11 protein-coding genes and 3 pseudogenes are annotated in these 18,061 nt (G+C 72.9%); 7 read left to right on the top strand and 7 right to left on the bottom strand.

All coding sequences use genetic code 11. The features are described 5' to 3' along the window. Positions 1-135 precede the first annotated feature (135 nt). Entirely contained in the window at positions 136-954 is an 819-nt protein-coding gene (locus LUW75_RS19350; RefSeq protein WP_250336747.1) for a class I SAM-dependent methyltransferase, read from the top strand. Between the two features lie 4 nt (positions 955-958). Further along, positions 959-3,497: pseudogene (gene hrpB / locus LUW75_RS24380) on the top strand (ATP-dependent helicase HrpB). A 223-nt stretch (positions 3,498-3,720) separates the two neighbouring features. Here hrpB and LUW75_RS19330 read toward each other — a convergent pair. Then, a complete protein-coding gene (locus LUW75_RS19330; RefSeq protein ID WP_250336745.1) occupies positions 3,721-5,487 on the bottom strand; it encodes a lytic transglycosylase domain-containing protein in 1,767 nt (588 codons plus the stop codon). Positions 5,488-5,698: 211 nt separating this feature from the next. Between LUW75_RS19330 and LUW75_RS24750 the strand changes: the two genes are divergently transcribed. The 3 genes and pseudogenes from LUW75_RS24750 to LUW75_RS24740 all read left to right on the top strand — a co-directional run bounded on the left by LUW75_RS24750 (position 5,699) and on the right by LUW75_RS24740 (position 6,558). Continuing rightward, positions 5,699-5,938, top strand: a complete 240-nt coding sequence (locus LUW75_RS24750) for a hypothetical protein (RefSeq protein WP_349816440.1) — start codon at positions 5,699-5,701, stop codon at positions 5,936-5,938. A gap of 27 nt (positions 5,939-5,965) precedes the next feature. Further along, positions 5,966-6,106, top strand: a pseudogene (locus LUW75_RS24745) (DUF4184 family protein); the annotation flags it as partial. Between the two features lie 47 nt (positions 6,107-6,153). Next, positions 6,154-6,558, top strand: coding sequence for a hypothetical protein (locus LUW75_RS24740; RefSeq protein WP_349816475.1), 405 nt, complete (start codon positions 6,154-6,156; stop codon positions 6,556-6,558). Between the two features lie 105 nt (positions 6,559-6,663). Here LUW75_RS24740 and polA read toward each other — a convergent pair whose 3' ends face one another. Further along, positions 6,664-9,375 carry a DNA polymerase I gene (gene polA, locus LUW75_RS19320; protein WP_250336744.1) on the bottom strand — a complete coding sequence of 904 codons (2,712 nt, stop codon included), beginning with the start codon at positions 9,373-9,375 and terminating at the stop codon, positions 6,664-6,666. 120 nt (positions 9,376-9,495) lie between these two features. On the opposite strand from polA, the gene LUW75_RS19315 reads away from it, so the two are divergent. Then, entirely contained in the window at positions 9,496-11,778 is a 2,283-nt protein-coding gene (locus LUW75_RS19315) for an FdhF/YdeP family oxidoreductase (protein ID WP_250336743.1), read from the top strand. A gap of 59 nt (positions 11,779-11,837) precedes the next feature. Continuing rightward, entirely contained in the window at positions 11,838-12,326 is a 489-nt protein-coding gene (locus LUW75_RS19310; protein ID WP_250336742.1) for a PaaI family thioesterase, read from the top strand. Positions 12,327-12,395: 69 nt separating this feature from the next. Here the strand turns inward: LUW75_RS19310 and LUW75_RS19305 are convergent. From LUW75_RS19305 to LUW75_RS19285, 5 genes and pseudogenes are all read right to left on the bottom strand, one after another. Continuing rightward, positions 12,396-13,078 (bottom strand): annotated as a pseudogene (locus tag LUW75_RS19305) (ABC transporter ATP-binding protein). Positions 13,079-13,158: 80 nt separating this feature from the next. Beyond that, a complete protein-coding gene (locus LUW75_RS19300) occupies positions 13,159-14,085 on the bottom strand; it encodes an ABC transporter ATP-binding protein (RefSeq protein WP_250336741.1) in 927 nt (308 codons plus the stop codon). Then, positions 14,085-15,455 (bottom strand): branched-chain amino acid ABC transporter permease, encoded by a 1,371-nt coding sequence (locus LUW75_RS19295; RefSeq protein WP_250336740.1) that lies wholly within the window; start codon positions 15,453-15,455, stop codon positions 14,085-14,087. The genes LUW75_RS19300 and LUW75_RS19295 overlap by 1 nt, the downstream gene beginning before the upstream one ends. Then, positions 15,452-16,375: a branched-chain amino acid ABC transporter permease gene (locus tag LUW75_RS19290; RefSeq protein WP_250336739.1), complete on the bottom strand. Its 924-nt coding sequence runs from the start codon at positions 16,373-16,375 to the stop codon at positions 15,452-15,454. Before LUW75_RS19290 ends, LUW75_RS19295 begins: the two co-directional genes overlap by 4 nt. Before the next feature lie 180 nt (positions 16,376-16,555). Further along, positions 16,556-17,713, bottom strand: a complete 1,158-nt coding sequence (locus LUW75_RS19285) for a branched-chain amino acid ABC transporter substrate-binding protein (protein WP_250336738.1) — start codon at positions 17,711-17,713, stop codon at positions 16,556-16,558. Positions 17,714-18,061: the final 348 nt, after the last annotated feature.

Genomic DNA, 18,061 nt, shown 5'->3' with positions numbered 1-18,061 from the left:
CAACTAAGCTTGGCCGAGGCCGTTCTGGCCGTGACGCGCCGGTGACACGCCGGGCGCACACCGTGCGCGGCGCAGCCGCGGGCACCGGCTGCGGCGACGCCCGCGCGCTGTGCGCAAACTACAACGGCGGACGAGATGATCCAAGAGTACGAACCGGAGGCGACCCGCCGTGAGGCGGGCGACGCGGAGAGCAGCAGGGCGAGCCGCGGCTGGTGGGACGGGAACGCGGACGGGTACCAGAGGGAGCACGGCGGCTTCCTCGGGGACGACCGGTTCGTGTGGGGCCCCGAGGGGCTGGACGAGGCGGAGGCGGGACTGCTGGGTCCGGCCGCCTCGCTCAGGGGCCTGGACGTCCTGGAGATCGGCGCGGGCGCGGCGCAGTGCTCGCGCTGGCTGGCGGCCCGGGGCGCCCGGCCGGTGGCGCTGGACCTCTCCCACCGGCAGCTGCAGCACGCGCTGCGCATCGGCGCGGACGGGCTGGCCCTGGTCCAGGCGGACGCGGGGGCGCTGCCGTTCGGGGACGGCTCCTTCGACCTGGCCTGCTCGGCGTACGGGGCGGTGCCGTTCGTCGCCGACCCGGTGCGGGTCTTCCGGGAGGTGCGGCGGGTACTGCGCCCGGGCGGCCGGTGGGTGTTCTCCGTGACGCACCCGATCCGCTGGGCGTTCCCCGACGAGCCGGGGCCCGAGGGGCTGACGGCGACGTCCTCGTACTTCGACCGCACGCCGTACGTGGAGCAGGACGAGCGGGGCCGGGCGGTGTACGTGGAGCACCACCGGACGCTCGGCGACCGGGTGCGGGACGTGGTCGCGGGCGGCTTCCGGCTGGTGGACCTGGTGGAGCCGGAGTGGCCGGCCTGGAACGACCGGGAGTGGGGCGGTTGGTCACCGCTGCGCGGCGGCCTGATCCCCGGGACGGCGGTCTTCGTCTGCGAGCGCGACGAGCGGGGCGCGTGACCGGGTGATCCGCGAGGAGGAGCGGGAGCGGCTTCCCGTACGGCACGCCCTGCCCGCGCTGGAGCGGGCGCTGGAGGGGCACGGGGCGGCGGTGCTGTGCGCGCCGCCCGGGACCGGCAAGACGACGCTCGTGCCGCTGGCGCTGGCGGAGCGGGGCGCCCGTGTGGTGGTCGCCGAGCCGCGGCGGATCGCGGCGCGGGGTGCGGCCCGGCGGATGGCGTGGCTGCTCGGCGAGGAGGTCGGCGGCCGGGTCGGCTTCACGGTGCGCGGGGAGCGGGCGGTGTCGCGGAGGACGGTCGTCGAGGTGGTGACGACCGGGGTGCTGCTGCAGCGGCTCCAGCGGGACCAGGAGCTGGCCGGGGTGGACGCGGTGGTCCTCGACGAGTGCCACGAGCGGCACCTGGACGCGGACACGGCCGCCGCGTTCCTGCTGGACGTGCGGGAGGCGCTGCGGCCGGAGCTGCGGCTGGTGGCCGCGTCGGCGACGACGGACGCCGGAGGGTGGGCGCGGCTGCTGGGCGGCGCGCCGGTCGTGGAGGCGGCGGGTGCGGTCCATCCGGTGGAGGTCGTGTGGGCGCCGCCGGGCGGGCCGGTGCGCCCGCCGCACGGGACGTTCGTGGACCCGGTGCTGCTGGCGCATGTGGCGGGGGTGGTGCGGCGGGCGCTGGCCGAGCGGGAGGGCGACGTGCTGTGCTTCCTGCCGGGGGTGGGGGAGATCGCCCGGGTGGCGGCGCTGCTGGGGGACCCGCGCGGGGTGGAGGTGCTGCAGGTGCACGGCCGGGCGCCCGCCGCCGTGCAGGAGGCGGTGCTGTCGCCGGGGCGCGGGCGGCGGGTGGTGCTGGCGACCGCGGTGGCGGAGTCGTCGCTGACGGTGCCGGGGGTGCGGGTCGTGGTCGACTCGGGCCTGGCGCGGGAGCCGCGGACGGACCACGCGCGGGGGCTGGGTTCGCTGGTGACGCTGCGCGCGTCGCGGGCGTCGGCGCGGCAGCGGGCGGGGCGTGCGGGGCGCGAGGCGCCGGGTGCGGTGTACCGGTGCTGGACGGAGGCGGAGGACGGGCGGCTGCCGGCGTTCCCGGCGCCGGAGATCCGGGTGGCGGACCTGACGGGGTTCGCGTTGCAGGTGGCGGCGTGGGGCGCCCCGGACGCCTCGGGCCTGGCACTGCTGGACGCTCCCCCGGCGGGGGCGATGGCGGCGGCGCGGTCGGTGCTGGAGGCGGTCGGCGCGCTCGACGTGCGGGGCCGGGTGACGGAGCGGGGCGCCCGGATGGCGCGCTCCGGCCTGCATCCCCGGCTGGCGCGGGCGCTGCTGGACGGCGCGCCGCTGGTGGGGGGCGCGGCGGGCGGCGGAGCTGGTGGCCCTGTTGGGCGAGGAGCCGCCGCGCGAGTACGGCGACGACGTGGCCGCCGCGTGGCGGGCGGCCCGCCGGAGTGGCGACGCGTACGGGGCGCGGTGGCGCCGCGAGGCCGGCCGGCTGGCCCGGCGGCAGGCCGGCGCGGCGGACGGGACCGCCGGTGCCCCGCCGGGGGCGGCCGGTGGGGCGGGGGGTGCCTCCGGTACGCCCGGTGGGGCGGTACCGGACGACGTGGCCGCCGGGATCGTGGTCGCGCTGGCATTCCCGGAGCGGGTGGCGCGGGCTCGGGGCGGGGGCTCCTTCCTGACGGTGGCCGGGACCGGTGCGGAGGTGGGCCGCGAGTCGGGCCTGCGGGCGGCGGACTGGCTGGCGGTGGCCGTGGCCGACCGGCCCGCGCACTCCGCGTCGGCCCGGGTGCGGCTGGCCGCCGTGTGCGACGAGGACACCGCGCGGCTCGCGGCCGGGCACCTGCGGGCGGCGGGTGAGGAGGTGCGGTGGCGGGATGGCGACGTCGTGGCGCGGTGGGTGGAGCGGCTGGGCGCGGTCGACCTGGCCGTGCGGCCGCTCGGGGACGCCGGGCCCGAGCTCGTGCGGGAGGCGCTGGTGGAGGGGCTCCGGCGGGAGGGGCCCGGGTTGCTGCGCTGGTCGCGGGAGGCGGTGCGGCTGCGGGAGCGCCTGGCGTTCCTGCACCGGGTGGTGGGGGCGCCGTGGCCGGACGTGTCGGACGGGGCGCTGGTGGCGCGGGCCGGTGAGTGGCTGGAGCCGGAGCTGTCGGCGGCACGGCGGCGGGCGGGCCTGGCGCGGATCGACGCCGGGCAGGCGCTGCGGCGGCTGCTGCCGTGGGCGGGCGGGGAGGCGGCGCGGCTGGACGAACTGGCACCGGAGCGGATCGAGGTGCCGAGCGGCTCTCTGGTCCCCGTGGAGTACGGGGAGAGGCGGCCGGTCCTCGCGGTGAAGCTGCAGGAGATGTTCGGGCTGGCCCGGACGCCGCGGGTGGCCGGGGTGCCGGTGCTGGTGCACCTGCTGTCGCCGGCGGGGCGGCCGGCGGCCGTCACGGCCGACCTGGAGTCGTTCTGGCGGGAGGGGTACCGGGCGGTGCGGGCGGAGCTGCGCGGGCGGTACCCGAAGCACCCGTGGCCGGAGGACCCGTCGGCGGCGGTGCCGACGCGGCGTACGAACCCGCGGCGCTGACGGCCCGCCGTCCTCGTGCGCCCCGGGCCCGGCGACGGCCCGCCGTCCTCGTGCTTCCGTTCCACTGGTCGTCGCGACGCCCCGGCTCTGGGGAGGCGGTGGACTTCGGGACGCGTGAGGACCATACGCCGCGAGGACCTGTGGGGCGAGCGGCGTCCTTCCAGCTCGTGCGGCAGGGGATGACCGGCGGGGACGCCGGCCGGATCGTCGGGCGCGGGGCGGGTCAGGCGGCGGTGACCTCCAGCTCCACCGTCAGCGTCGCCCCGCCCTGGGCGGTCAGGCGCAGCAGGAACGTGCCGGTCCGGCCGTCCGCGTGGATCGGCGGGAGCGGGAGCAGGCCGTCCGCGTCGGTGGTGAGACCGGTGAGCGTGCGGACCGGGTCGCCCTGCGCGTCCTCGAAGTACGGGCCCTCGTCGCTGGGCGCGTGAGTGCCGTCGGGACCCGCCGCGACCATCTCGGCGGTCAGCGCGGCACCGGGGACGGGAGCTCCCCCGCGGGTGGCCCGCACGGTGAGCCGCTGGGCGAACTCGCTCTCGGGGGCGGCCGTGAGCGGGGTGTCGCCGGTCCGGGCGAGGGCGTCGGCCCGGCCCGCGGTCACGGTCGCCGTGAACGCGACGGGACCGACGGCCGGGCGCTGCGGGACTGCGGCGCGGACGGTGAACCGCCCGGTCCGCTCGCCGGCCCGCAGCGCGGGCGCGGTGGCGGTGCCGTCAATGCCGGTGATGACGGTGACGGCGGCGGCGCCGCTCGTGAAGCGGGCGTCGGTGTCGCCTGCGATCTCGAAGCGGACCGGCACGAGGGCGAGGGGCTTGCCGGAGGCGTCGCGGGCGACGACGGACGGGCGCTCGGTGAACTCCGTGCCGGCCGGGGCGGTGAGCGTGCCGGTGCCGGCGTCCGCGAGGCGTTCCACCCGGTCGGCCGGAGTCCGCGGCGGGGTCTGCGGCGGGGTGGGGGCCGGCGTGGGCGACGGGGGCGGCGTGGGCGAGGGGGTGGGGCGGGCCGGGACGGTCTCGATCGGGGCCGGCCCGGGGGTCGGATCGCCCGTGCCGGGTCCGGGGGCCGGCGTTTCCGCGCCGGGCCGGGTGCCGGGCGGCGGCGTGGTGGCCGGGGGCGGGGGCGTCCTCGTCGGGTCCGGGGTGCGTCCGGGACGGGACGGTACGCGCGAGTCGCTGCGCTCGACGGGCTGCACGCCGGTGCCGTCGGGTACCTGGTGCGTGCCGCGCTTGTAGAACTCGAACCAGGACAGGACCGTGCGCAGGTACTCGCGGGACTGGTTGTAGCTGAGGACGGCCCGGTCGAGGTCGGCCTTGACCGCGAGGTCCCGGCCGTTGGCGCACAGGTACATGCCGGCGGCACGGGCGGCGTCGTAGATGTTGTTGGGGTCCTTGCGGCCGTCGCCGTTGGCGTCCTGGCCCCAGGAGGCCCAGGTCGACGGGATGAACTGCATGGGGCCGACGGCGCGGTCGTAGCGGAGGTCGCCGTCGTACGCGCCGTGGTCGGTGTCGCCGATGTTGGCGAAGCCGTTGCCGTCGAGGACGGGGCCCAGGATGGGCGAGAGGGTGGTGCCCCCGGCGTCGACGCGGCCGCCGCGGGCCTGGCCGGACTCCACCTTGCCGATGCCGGCGAGGAGCTGCCAGGGCAGGTTGCAGCCGGGCCGGGTGGTCCTCAGGTGCTGCTCGGCCTGCTTGTACGCGGCAAGCACGGTGGCCGGGATGCCCGCCTCGGCCGGACCGGTGACCACGGGGCCGCCGTCGCCGGGGCCCACGGGGTTGGGGGTCCTCAGCGGCGGCAGGTCGGTGTAGTAGGGCGAGTCTCCGGTGGCGGTGGCACCGGTCGAGGTGGGCGGTGTGGTGCCGCCGGCCGGCTGCCCGTCGGTGGCGACGGGAGCGGCGCCCGGCGCCTGCGATGCGGAGAGCGCGGCCACGGCCGCGGCGGCGACCGCGGTGGTCGTGGCGCCCTTGCGCAGTCGACGGCTGATGTGCGCTGCCATGCGTCTGTCCCTCCCCGGTGGCGCCCGTCGGCGCCGAAGGCCTCTGCCGCGCGCCCCGGTGCGCGGCTCAGGCGACCCTACGACACTCGCGGCCCCCGTCACACCGAGGGGCGGACGCTTTTCACGCTTTCGTCACTGATCGCCCTCGCAGCCGTCTTCAACCTGACGATGCCCCGGACTGATCACGGCATGACTGATACTGACCCGGCTGATGTTCGGGAAACGACTGCCGGGGGCACCGCCCACGCCGTTCGCACTCGGTCGCGCCGTCGCCGTGCTGCCGGGGATGCGGAGGTCCGGCACCGCGCGGGGCCCGCCGGTCGCCTCGGCACTCGTCACGGGGTCGCTCTCGCCCGACGTGGTGCACTACGCGGACAGCGTCGTGCCCGACGCGATGGCGCTCGGGGAGGTCACGCACGGCCTGTGGGGGCCGCTGACCGCGGCCCCCTGACGGCCGCCCTGCTGACCGGGGTGGTTGATGGTCCGTGAACCGCTGGTGGCACTGCTGCCGGAGCGGTGGCGGGGCCGGGCGTACGCGGTGCTGCGGGGCCGGCCGTGGCGCGCGCGGCGTCCGGTGGCGCTGGCGGTGTGGTTCCACGTGTCGGCGGTCACCGGTGCGACCACCCACGTCGTGTGGGACCTGGTCACCCACGCCGACCGGTGGGGGTGCGCGTGCTGCCCGTGCTCGGCGAGTCCGCGGCGGGCCTCCCCGGGTACCCGTACGCCCAGTACGGCGGGTCGGCCGTGGCCCTGGCCGTCCTGGCGTGGTTCGGGTACGGCGCGCTGCGCCGCGTGCCCGCCGAGGCGGCCGAGGCGGCCGAGGCGGCGGTGGCGCCGCGGCCGGCGCTGACGCGGCGGGACCGGCGGCTGGCGGGCGGGTTCCTCGCGGGGTGCGTGGCGGCCGGGGCCGTGCACCGGTGCCTGCGCCGGTACGCGTACCGGGGGCGGATCGAGACGCCGCTCGACGCCGTCCCGACCGTGTGTTCCGGCGCCGGGGCGGGACTGGCCGCGGGGATCGTCCTGTACGGGGCGGGGATGCGGCTGCGCTCCGGTGCCGCGGCCCGGCCCTGAACCGCGCCCCGCGGGGGCGGCACGGCCCCGGACCGGGACGGTACGGCCCGGACCGGACCGGGACGGCGGGGTCGCGCCGCCCTGCCGTCGGTGGCCGCCGGCCGGTCAGTGCGCGGCCGACTCCCAGTCCTGGCCGACGCCCACCGACACGTCCAGCGGCGCCCGCAGCTCGACCGCCGACGACATCTCGCGGCGCACCAGCTCCTCGACCCGCTCCCGCTCCCCCGGCGCGAGCTCCAGCACGATCTCGTCGTGGACCTGGAGCAGCATCCGCGAGTCCAGGCCGGCCTCGGTCAGCGCCCGGTCGACGTTGAGCATGGCGACCTTCACGATGTCGGCGGCCGTGCCCTGGATCGGGGCGTTGAGCGCCATCCGCTCGGCCGTCTCGCGCCGCTGCCGGTTGTCGCTGTTCAGGTCCGGCAGGTAGCGGCGGCGCCCCAGCATCGTCTGCGTGTAGCCGGTCGCGCGGGCCTCGTCGACGACGCGGTGCAGGTAGTCCCGCACGCCGCCGAACCGCTCGAAGTACGTGTCCATCAGGGCGCGCGCCTCGGCGGCGTCGATGTTCAGCTGCTGCGACAGGCCGAACGCGGACAGGCCGTACGCCAGCCCGTACGACATGGCCTTGATCTTGCGGCGCATCTCGGGGTCGACCGCCGACTTCTCCACGCCGAAGACCTGGGAGGCGACCGTGGTGTGCAGGTCCTCACCGGAGGTGAACGCCTCGATGAGGCCCTCGTCCTGCGACAGGTGCGCCATGACGCGCAGCTCGATCTGGCTGTAGTCGGCGGTCATCAGCGCCTCGAAGCCCTCGCCGACGACGAAGCCCCGGCGGATGGCGCGGCCCTCGTCCGTGCGGACCGGGATGTTCTGGAGGTTCGGGTCCGTGGACGACAGCCGGCCGGTCGCCGCGACCGTCTGGTTGAACGTGGTGTGGATCCGGCCGTCCGCCGCGACCGTCTTGATCAGGCCCTCCACGGTGACGCGCAGCTTGGCCTGCTCCCGGTGGCGGAGCATGATCACGGGCAGTTCGTGCTCGGTCCGGGTGGCGAGCCAGGCCAGCGCGTCGGCGTCGGTGGTGTACCCGGTCTTGGTCTTCTTGGTCTTCGGCAGGTTCAGCTCGCCGAAGAGGACCTCCTGGAGCTGCTTGGGCGAGCCGAGGTTGAACTCGTGGCCGACCGAGGCGTGCGCCTCCGTCACGGCCTGCTGGACGGCGCCGGCGAACTGCCGCTCCATCGCCTCCAGGTGCGGCCGGTCGGCCGCGATGCCGTGCCGCTCCATCCGGGCGAGCAGCTCGGACGTGGGCAGTTCCACCTCGTGCAGCAGCCGTACCGCGCCCACCTCCTCCAGGCGCGCGGCGAACGCCTCGCCCAGGTCGAGGACGGCCCGCGCCTGAGTCATCAGCGCCTCCGCCTCGGCCGCGTCGTCCGCGCCGAACGCCAGCTGGCCGTCGGCGGCGGACGGCGGGGCGAGCTCCCGCCCCAGGTACTCGACGGCGAGGGCGTCCAGGGCGAAGGAGCGCCGGCCCGGCTTGACCAGGTACGCCGCGAGCGCCGTGTCCATCGTGACGCCGGCGACGCCCCAGCCGTGCTCGGGGAAGACCCGCATGGCGGCCTTGGCGTCGTGCAGGACCTTCGGCCGGGCCGGGTCCGAGACCCACGCGGCGAACGCCCGCTCGTCGGCCTCGTCCAGCCGCGACGGGTCGAACCAGGCGGCCGCGCCGTCCGCCGACGCGAGGGCGACCTCGGTGACGCCGCCGGTCCCCAGCGCCCAGCCGTCCACCGTCGCCATGCCGAGCGGCCGGTCCCCGTGCCGCTCCAGCCACGGCGCCAGCTCGCCGGAGCCCAGCACCGAGCCGTCCAGCTCCACCCCGGCGGCCGGGGCGGGCGCCGCCTCCCCCTCCGAGCCGGGGTCGACGGCCAGCAGCCGCTCCCGCAGGCTCGGGTTGCGGATCTCCAGGACCTCCAGGAAGCCCTTGAGCGCCGCCCGGTCGTAGGGGACGCGCTCCAGCTCCGCCACCGGCCTCGGCAGCTCCACGTCCCGCACCAGCTCCGTCAGGTGCCGGTTCAGCCTCACCGACTCCAGGTGGTCGCGCAGGGCCTGCCCCACCTTGCCCTTGACCTCGTCGGCCCGCTCCACCAGCTCCTCGAACGACCCGAACTGGTTGATCCACTTGGCGGCCGTCTTCTCGCCCACGCCCGGGATGCCCGGCAGGTTGTCCGACGGGTCGCCGCGCAGCGCCGCGAAGTCCGGATACTGGCCGGGCGACAGCCCGTACTTCTCCCGCACCTTCTCCGGGGTGAACCGGGTCAGCTCGGAGACGCCCTTGGTCGGGTACAGCACCGTCACGCGGTCGGACACCAGCTGGAACGCGTCGCGGTCGCCGGTGACGATCAGCACCTCGAAGCCGTCGGCCTCCGCCCGCGTGGCCAGCGTGGCGATGATGTCGTCCGCCTCGTAGTCCTCCACGGCGAACCGGGGCGCGTTCATCGTGTCCAGCAGCTCGCCGATCAGCTCGACCTGGCCCCTGAACTCGTCGGGCGTGGCGGAGCGGTTCGCCTTGTACTCCGGGAAGTCCCGGGAGCGCCACGTCCTGCGGGACACGTCGAACGCCACCGCGAAGTGCGTGGGCGCCTCGTCGCGCAGCGTGTTCGCCAGCATCGACGCGAAGCCGTAGACGGCATTGGTCACCTGCCCGCCCGACGTCGTGAAGTTCTCCGCGGGCAGCGCGAAGAACGCCCGGTACGCCAGGGAGTGCCCGTCCATGAGGAGCAGGCGCGGACGGTCTTGTGCGGTCTTCCTCGATGCTGTCTCAGCCACACACCCGATCCTGCCACGCCCCACCGACAACCCCGGACGGACATCACACGCCGCGGGTCGCCGTGACAGGATCGGAGGTGTACCCGCGTACACACGTACGACGAGACGAGGGAGTGCGCCATGGCCAGCAGACCGCCCGCGGAGGATCCCGCCCAGGACGCCCCGCGCGTGACGGCCGCCCGGCACTCCGCCGCGGGCCTCCCCGGCGTCGTCCACGGCCTGCGCGCCTCCCACGCGCAGATGGGACTGGCCCGCACGGCCCGCACCCTCCTCAAGGTCAACCAGAAGGACGGCTTCGACTGCCCCGGCTGCGCCTGGCCCGAGGGCGACGGGCGGCACACCGCGGAGTTCTGCGAGAACGGCGCCAAGGCCGTCGCCGAGGAGGCCACGCTGCGCCGGGTCACCCCGGAGTTCTTCGCCGCGCACCCGCTGTCCGACCTCGCCGGCCGCAGCGGCTACTGGCTGGGCCAGCAGGGCCGCATCACCCACCCGGTGTACCTGCCGGAGGGCGGCGACCGCTACGAGCCGATCGGCTGGGAGCAGGCGTTCTCGATCATCGCGGAGGAACTCGCCGCGCTGGACTCCCCCGACGAGGCGCTGTTCTACACCTCCGGCCGGACCAGCAACGAGGCCGCGTTCCTGCTCCAGCTCTTCGCACGCGAGTACGGCACGAACAACCTGCCGGACTGCTCCAACATGTGCCACGAGTCGTCCGGCTCCGCACTCACCGAGACCATCGGCGTCGGCAAGGGCAGCGTCTCCCTCGACGACCTCCACCGGGCCGACCTGATCATCGTCGCCGGTCAGAACCCGGGCACCAACCACCCGCGGATGCTGACCGCGCTGGAGAAGGCCAAGCAGGCCGGCGCGAGGATCATCTCGGTGAACCCGCTGCCCGAGGCCGGCCTGGAGCGGTTCAAGAACCCGCAGACCCCCAGGGGCCTGCTGAAGGGCACGGCCCTCACCGACCTGTTCCTGCAGATCCGCATCGGAGGCGACCAGGCCCTGTTCCGCCTCCTCAACAAACTCCTCCTGGACACCCGGGGCGCCGTCGACGAGGAGTTCGTCCGGACCCACACCCACGGCTTCGAGGAGTTCGCCGCCGCGGCCCGCGCCGCCGACTGGGACGAGACGCTCACCGCGACCGGACTGACCCGCGACGAGATCGAACGCGCCCTGCGCATGATCCTCGCCTCCCGCCGCACCGTCGTCTGCTGGGCGATGGGCCTCACCCAGCACAAGCACTCCGTGGCCACCATCCGGGAGATCGTCAACCTCCTCCTCCTGCGCGGCGCCATCGGCCGCCCCGGCGCCGGCGTCTGCCCCGTCCGCGGCCACTCCAACGTCCAGGGCGACCGCACCATGGGTATCTTCGAACGGCCCTCGGAGGCGTTCCTCGACGCCCTCGACCGGGAGTTCGGCATCACCTCGCCCCGCCACCACGGGTACGACGTCGTCCGCTCCATCCGGGCCCTGCGCGACGGCCGCGCGAAGGTCTTCTTCGCGATGGGCGGCAACTTCGTCGCCGCGAGCCCCGACACCCACGTCACGGAGGCCGCGATGCGCCGCGCCCGGCTCACCGTGCACGTCTCCACCAAGCTCAACCGCTCCCACGCCGTCACCGGCACGCGCGCGCTCATCCTGCCCACCCTCGGCCGCACCGACCGGGACGTACAGGCCTCGGGCCGGCAGTTCGTCACCGTCGAGGACTCCATGGGCCTCGTCCACGCCTCCCGCGGCAACCTCCCGCCGGCCAGCCCCCACCTGCTGTCCGAACCGGCCATCGTCGCCCGCATGGCCCGCGCCGTCCTCGGCCCCTCCTCCGCCACACCGTGGGAGGAGTTCGAGAAGGACTACGCCGCCGTCCGCGACCGCATCGCACGCGTGATCCCCGGCTTCGAGGACTTCAACGCCCGCCTCGCCGCCGACCCCGGCGGCTTCGCCCTCCCCCACGCCCCGCGCGACGAACGGCGCTTCCCCACCGCCACCGGCAAGGCCAACTTCACCGCCGCCCCCGTCGAGTACCCCCGCGTGCCCGAAGGGCGGCTGCTGCTGCAGACACTGCGCTCCCACGACCAGTACAACACCACCGTCTACGGCCTCGACGACCGCTACCGCGGCATCGAGGGAGGCCGCCGCGTCGTCCTCGTCCACCCTGACGACGCCCGCGAACAGGGCCTCGCCGACGGCTCCTACGCCGACCTGGTCGGCGAGTGGGCCGACGGCGTCGAACGCCGCGCCCCCCGGTTCCGGGTCGTCCACTACCCCACCGCGCGCGGCTGCGCCGCCGCCTACTACCCCGAGACCAACGTCCTCGTGCCCCTGGACGCCACCGCCGACGTCAGCAACACCCCCGCCAGCAAGTCCGTGATCGTCCGTCTGGAACAATCACCGGCCGACTGAGCGTTCCGCTCGGCAGCACACCAGGACAGCCGTACGACGACGAACGGAGTTCGGACCCCATGGGCGAGCAGACCGCACCCATGTTCCCGCAAGAGGTCATCGACGAGTACGCCGCCCTCGGCGTCGACCTGCCCGCCCTGTTCTCCGCAGGCCACCTCGGCAACCGCATGGGCCTGCAGATCGTCGAGGCCTCCGCCGACCGCGTCGTCGGCACCCTGCCCGTCGAGGGCAACACCCAGCCCTACGGCCTCCTCCACGGCGGGGCCTCCGCCGTCCTCGCCGAGACGCTCGGCTCCGTCGGCGCGATGCTCCACGGCGGCTCCCGGAAGATCGCCGTGGGCGTCGACCTGAACTGCACCCACCACCGCGGCGTCCGCTCCGGCCTCGTCACCGGCGTCGCCACCCCCGTCCACCGCGGCCGCTCCACCGCCACCTACGAGATCGCCATCACCGACGACCAGGACAAGCGCGTCTGCACCGCCCGTCTCACCTGCATGCTGCGCGAGGCCACCCCGAAGGACGCCGGGAACGTCCCCGCCACCGCCTGACCGGCGGCGAGGAGCGCCGGACCCCCGCCCCGGGGTGCCCGGCGCTCCGCCGCCGCACGCCCCCGCCGATCAGGCCGCGCCCTCACCCAGGTACGCCGCGCGGATCCGGCCGTCCGCCAGCAGCTCGCCCGCCGGACCGGACATCGCCACCGAACCCGTCTCCAGGACGTAGCCCCGATCCGCCAGCCCCAGGGCCTGCGTGGCGTTCTGCTCCACCAGCAGCACCGTCGTCCCCTGGTCGTTGATCTCCCGGACGATCTCGAAGATCTGCCGGACGATCAGCGGCGCCAGCCCCATCGACGGCTCGTCCAGCAGCAGCAGCTCCGGCCGGCCCATCAGCGCCCGGCCGATCGCCAGCATCTGCTGCTCACCCCCGACAAGGTGCCCGCCTGCTGCGAACGGCGCTCGGCGAGCCGCGGGAAGAGCGTGAACACCCGGTCCAGATCGCCGGAATCCACCGACGGGAACCGGTAGGCGCCCATCTCCAGGTTCTCCAGCACCGTCATCGTCGCGAACACCCGCCGGCCCTCGGGCACGTGCCCGACACCGAAGCGGACCAGCTCGTGCGACTTGATCCCGTCGATCCGCTCACCGCGCAGCAGCACCTCCCCGTGACGCGGCCGGAGCATCCCGGAGACCGTGCGGAGCGTGGTCGTCTTCCCCGCGCCGTTACCGCCCAGAAGGGCGACGATCTCACCGCTGCCGACCGTCAGGTCGATGCCCTTCAGCGCCTCGATGGCACCGTAGAACACCCGCACGCCCCTCAGTTCGAGCAGCGGGACCCCCACGGCCCCGGCGCCACCGGAACCCTCCTCCACCCGCGCCGTCGTGCTCACTGGCCGCTCCCCTCGTCACTCCGCGCCGCACGGCCCGCGCCGCCCTCACCGGCGTCCCCCGGCACCGCGCCGGAACCCGCCCCGACCGCACCGCGGACCGCCCCCGCGCCCTCCTCCGACGCGCCCAGGTACGCCTCCACCACCGCCGGGTGCCGCTGCACCTCACCCGGCGTACCCTCGGCGATCTTCCTGCCGAAGTTCAGCACCATCACCCGGTCCGCAACCGACATCACCAACCGCATGTCGTGCTCGATCAACAGCACGCTCACGCCCAACTCGGCGTTGATACGGCGGATCAACCGCTCCAACTCCAGCTTCTCGGTCGGGTTCGTCCCCGCCGCCGGCTCGTCCAGCAGCAGCACCTGCGGATCCGTCGCCAGCGCCCGGGCGATCTCCAGACTCCGCTGATCGCCGTAGCTCAGGCCGCCGGCGATCTCGTTGAGCCTGCCCTCCAGACCGACGAACCTCAGCAACCGGTGCGCCCGCTCGTCGCTCTCCCGCTCCGCACGCCGCGCACCGGGCAACCCCAGCATGATCGACACCGGCCCCGCCTTCAGCCGCGTCTCCGCCGCGATCTTCACGTTCTCCAACGCCGTCAGCGCCGAGAACAACCGGATGTTCTGGAACGTACGGGCCAGCCCCGCCCGGTTCACCAGATGCGGCTTACGACCCAGCAGCGACTTCTCGCCCCCCTCCTTCGGCAGGAAGACGATCCTCCCCTCCTGCGGCGTGTACGCGCCCGTCAGCGAATTGAAGAACGACGTCTTCCCCGCACCGTTCGGGCCGATCACCGCCAGCACCTCACCCCGGCGCATCGACATGTCCACCCCGTCGAGGACCGTCAACCCGCCGAACCGCAACGTCACACCCGTCACCCGGAGCACCAGCTCCCCGGTGGACACGCCCGTCACTTCAGCACTCATCAGACCTTGCCTCCCGCCGGCTCGGACACCGCATCCGCGCCACCGGAACCCTCCTCCGCCATCCCCAGCTCCCGCTGACGACGACGCGAAGGCCAGATCCCCTGAGGCCGGTAAATCATCATGATCACAAGCAGCGCGCCCAGGTACATGTACCGATCCGACGGATCCACGTAGTCCTTCAACGCCTCCGGCAACCACACCAACGCCGCCGCACCCATCAGCACACCCGGGATCGACCCCATCCCACCGAAGATCACGTACGCCAGGATCAGGATCGACTGCAGCAGCGGGAACACCTCGGGATTGATGTAGCCGTACTTGCTCGTGAAGATCACCCCGGCCACGCCCGACGTCGACGCGCCGATCGCGAACGCCATCAGCTTGAACCGCACCGTGTCCACGCCGTTCGCCGCCGCCGCGATCTCGTCCTCCCGGATCGCCGTCCACGCCCGGCCCACCCGCGAGTGCTCCAGCCGGGAGAACAGCACGATCACCAGCACGATGAAGAACACCAGCAGATACCAGTACGGCAACGGCTTGATCGACCACGTGTACGCGACACCCGCGAAGTCGAACGAGAAGTCCGGAATCAACCGGGCACCCTGCGGACCACCCGTCACCCCGTCCGCGTTCTTCGCCACCAGGTAGATGATCTCGTGGAAACCCAACGTCACGATCGCCAGGTAGTCACCCCGCAACCGCAACGTCGGCGCACCCAGCAGCAGGCCCGTGACCAGACACGTCACCACCGCGATCGGAATCACCCAGAAAGGATTCAGCACCACCGGCGGCTCGACCGGCAGACGTCCCGTCCAGAACGCCGTCGAGTACGCCCCCACCGCGAAGAAGGCGAAGAAACCCAGATCCAGCAGACCCGCCCAGCCGATCACCACGTTCAGACCGATCGCCAGCAACGCGAAGATCGCCACCTGGTCCACCAACACCGTCTGCCACGTCCGCGACAACACCGACGGCACCACCAGAGCCAGCACCAACGCCAACCCCACCAGACCCCAGCGCAACCGCGGATCACCCTGCATCCGCTCACGCACCACGCCCCCGGGCCGGCCCACCACAGCCCCGACCCGAACCGCGGCCCCCCTCAACGGCGCCGCCGCGAACTCCCGCAACGCCCACACACCCACCGTCAACGCCAGGCACACCCACAGGTGAGACCCCGTCAACGATCCCTCGATCGAGAAGAACACGTCCCGCGTGGTGCCCTGCTCACCCGTCACCAACGCCAACAGCACACCCAGTGCCAACACCGACCACAACCGCGTGAACCGCGGCCGCTGATACCACGCCGTACGCCGCAACCTGCTCGCCTCGGACGCCACATCCCTCACGGAAGACCCCACCGAACTCATGCCGCCCTCCCCACTTGCCTACCGAGGATGCCCATCGGACGGAACATCAGCACCAGAATCAGGACCACCATCGCCGAGACACTCCGCCACTCGTCACCGAACAACGGCACCGTCATCGTCTCCACGACACCGATCAGCACCCCACCCGCCATCGCACCGCGAATGTTGCCGATACCACCCACCACAGCCGCCGCGAACGCCGTGATACCCGGAATGAACCCCATCGTGTAGGACACCTGGTTCAGATTCGCGAACAAGAACCCGGCCACACCGCCGAGCACACCGCCGATCACGAACGTCCGCGAGATCACCCGGTCGATGTCCACGCCCATCAACGAAGCCACCTCGGCATCCTGCGCCACCGCCCGGATGCCCCTCCCCAACTTCGTCCGGTTCACCAGGAGGTCCAAACCCACCATCATCACCACGGCGGTCAGGAACTGCAGCAGCTGCGTGACGTTCACACCCGCACCGAGAACACTGAACACGTCGTGGTTGTCGTACATCTCCGGCAACGTCAGCGGATCACGCCCGAACAGCTTGCCCGCCAGGTTGTACAGGAAGAACGACGCCCCGATCGCCGTGATCAGAAAAATCAGCCGAGGAGCACCACGTCGCCGCAGAGGCCGATACGCCACCTTCTCCAGGCCGTACGCCGTAACCCCGCCGAACAGCGCCGAACCCGCCATCGCCAGAGCCACGAAACCGATCGACGCCCAAGCAGAAGGGTTGTCGCCCGGATCCAGCAGCTGAAGGACGATGAGACTCCCGTACGCCCCCAGCATGAACACCTCGCTGTGCGCGAAATTGATCAACTGGAGAACGCCGTACACCAGCGTGTAACCGATCGCGATGACGGCGTACAACGAGCCGAGCATCACACCCAGGACAAGATAGTCCCAGAAATCCTGAAGGGACATGGAACAGACTTCCTTAGAAGAACCGGGCAGGACCGGGACACCCGTCACACGGCCACGGCCCGCGGCAGAACAAGCGGATCACACACGACGAGGACCACCCGAAAGGCCCCGCCGTCCAACAGGGGCCGGAAGACCAACTCCCCCGGCCCCCGCCACCAGGCCCCGACCCCGCCGGCGGGCTCAGCCCGCCAACTGGTTGATGTTGCCCTGATAGGCGATCTTTCCGCCCTTCACCTGGTACAGGTACACATCGGTGCCCTTGAACTCACCGTTCTCGTCGAAGGAGAACGTCTTCGTCAGCCCCTTGTACGAGGCCTTCGCCAGAGCATCCCGCAGCGCCTCGCGATCCACCTCGCCCTTCGCCGCCTTGATCTCCCCGATGATCATGTTCGCGATGTCGTACGCCTCCGCCGAATACGTGCCCGGCGCCCGCTTGAACGCCTTCTGGTAGTCCGTCGAGAACTGCTTCGTACCCGCCTCGACCGTCGCGTCGGTGCACGGGCACGTCAGGAACCAGTTCTCCGACGCACCGCCCGCCAACTCCACGAACTTCACGTCGTTCGTACCGTCGCCGGAGATCGCCGCGCCCTGGTAACCCGCCTCCTTCAACTTCTTCGCGAGCGGCGCGGCGTCCTGGTAGTACCCCGCGTAGACCAGCGCGTCGGCCTTCGAGTTGACCACGTCCTTCGCCGTGGCACTGTAATCCGGCGTCTTCTGCGGAACCGACTTGCGGACCACCTGGACGCCCGCGGCCTTCAGATCCCTCTCGGCCACTCCCGCCAGACCCACCCCGTAGTCCGTCTTGTCGTCCACGACATAGACCTTCTTCGCCTTCAGCTTCTTGGCGTAGTAGGTCGCCATCCCCGCGCCCTGCTGGCTGTCGTTCGGAACACCCCGCAGCAGACTCGTGAAATTGTTCTTCGGATCCGTCAGCGACGGATTGGTCGCCGACGGCGACACCGTGACCAGCCCCGCCTCCGCGTACAACGGCGAAGCCGTGTTCGTAGGACCCGAGAAAGCAGGACCCACCACCGCCACGACGCTCTCGTCGTCGATCACCTTCTGCGCGGCCGCGGTCGCCTTGTCCGGCAGACCCTGGTCGTCCGAAGCGACGTACTCCAACGTGAAACCGAGGTCGCCCTTGGCATTCGCCTGGTCGATCGCCAGCTTCACGCCGTTCTGCATGTTCTCCCCCAGAGCCACGTTGTCACCCGACAACGGCCCCTGGAAAGCGATCTTGACGGTTCCGTCACCACCGCCCGAGTCGCCGCACCCGGTCAACGCCAAAGCACCCGCAACCAGCGGAACCGCAAACCTGACGACAGTCTTGTTCAGCACAACGCACTCCCAGGAGCCGACCGAACGATCTTGAACGCGCAGGAAGTTCGAGGAACCTCCTCACAACCCACCGCTTGTCCCCACGGCGTGCCGGGAATGTAATCGCCCGTTCAGCTCATCGGATAGACGGCCGCAGGATGTGTGATCCCCCTGTGACCTGCGTCATGCGCCGAAAACAGAACACCCCTTACCAGCCAACGAACACCCCCACCCCGCACCCCACCCCCATACATCACCGCAAAGCACTCGAAAACACACCCATCGAACCCTCGCACAACACCACAAAAAGCCCCCGTCCCAGCACTCCTCCCCCCAAAGGAAGAAGCGCCGAACCGAGGGCACCCCCCA

The sequence above is a fragment of the Streptomyces sp. MRC013 genome, assembly GCF_023614235.1.
Taxonomy (GTDB): Bacteria; Actinomycetota; Actinomycetes; order Streptomycetales; family Streptomycetaceae; genus Streptomyces.
The sequence above is the reverse complement of the archived record's forward strand: the minus strand, read 5'-3'. Positions and strand labels throughout refer to the sequence as shown.

Excerpts from the sequence above, each read along its gene's own strand:
- LUW75_RS19295 (WP_250336740.1), bottom strand. The coding sequence starts at position 15,455 with ATGAGTTCGGTGGGGTCTTCCGTGAGGGATGTGGCGTCCGAGGCGAGC.
- LUW75_RS19290 (WP_250336739.1), bottom strand. The coding sequence starts at position 16,375 with ATGTCCCTTCAGGATTTCTGGGACTATCTTGTCCTGGGTGTGATGCTC.
- LUW75_RS19350 (WP_250336747.1), top strand. The coding sequence starts at position 136 with ATGATCCAAGAGTACGAACCGGAGGCGACCCGCCGTGAGGCGGGCGAC.
- LUW75_RS24750 (WP_349816440.1), top strand. The coding sequence starts at position 5,699 with ATGTTCGGGAAACGACTGCCGGGGGCACCGCCCACGCCGTTCGCACTC.
- LUW75_RS19310 (WP_250336742.1), top strand. The coding sequence starts at position 11,838 with ATGGGCGAGCAGACCGCACCCATGTTCCCGCAAGAGGTCATCGACGAG.
- LUW75_RS19315 (WP_250336743.1), top strand. The coding sequence starts at position 9,496 with ATGGCCAGCAGACCGCCCGCGGAGGATCCCGCCCAGGACGCCCCGCGC.
- LUW75_RS19300 (WP_250336741.1), bottom strand. The coding sequence starts at position 14,085 with ATGAGTGCTGAAGTGACGGGCGTGTCCACCGGGGAGCTGGTGCTCCGG.
- LUW75_RS19330 (WP_250336745.1), bottom strand. The coding sequence starts at position 5,487 with ATGGCAGCGCACATCAGCCGTCGACTGCGCAAGGGCGCCACGACCACC.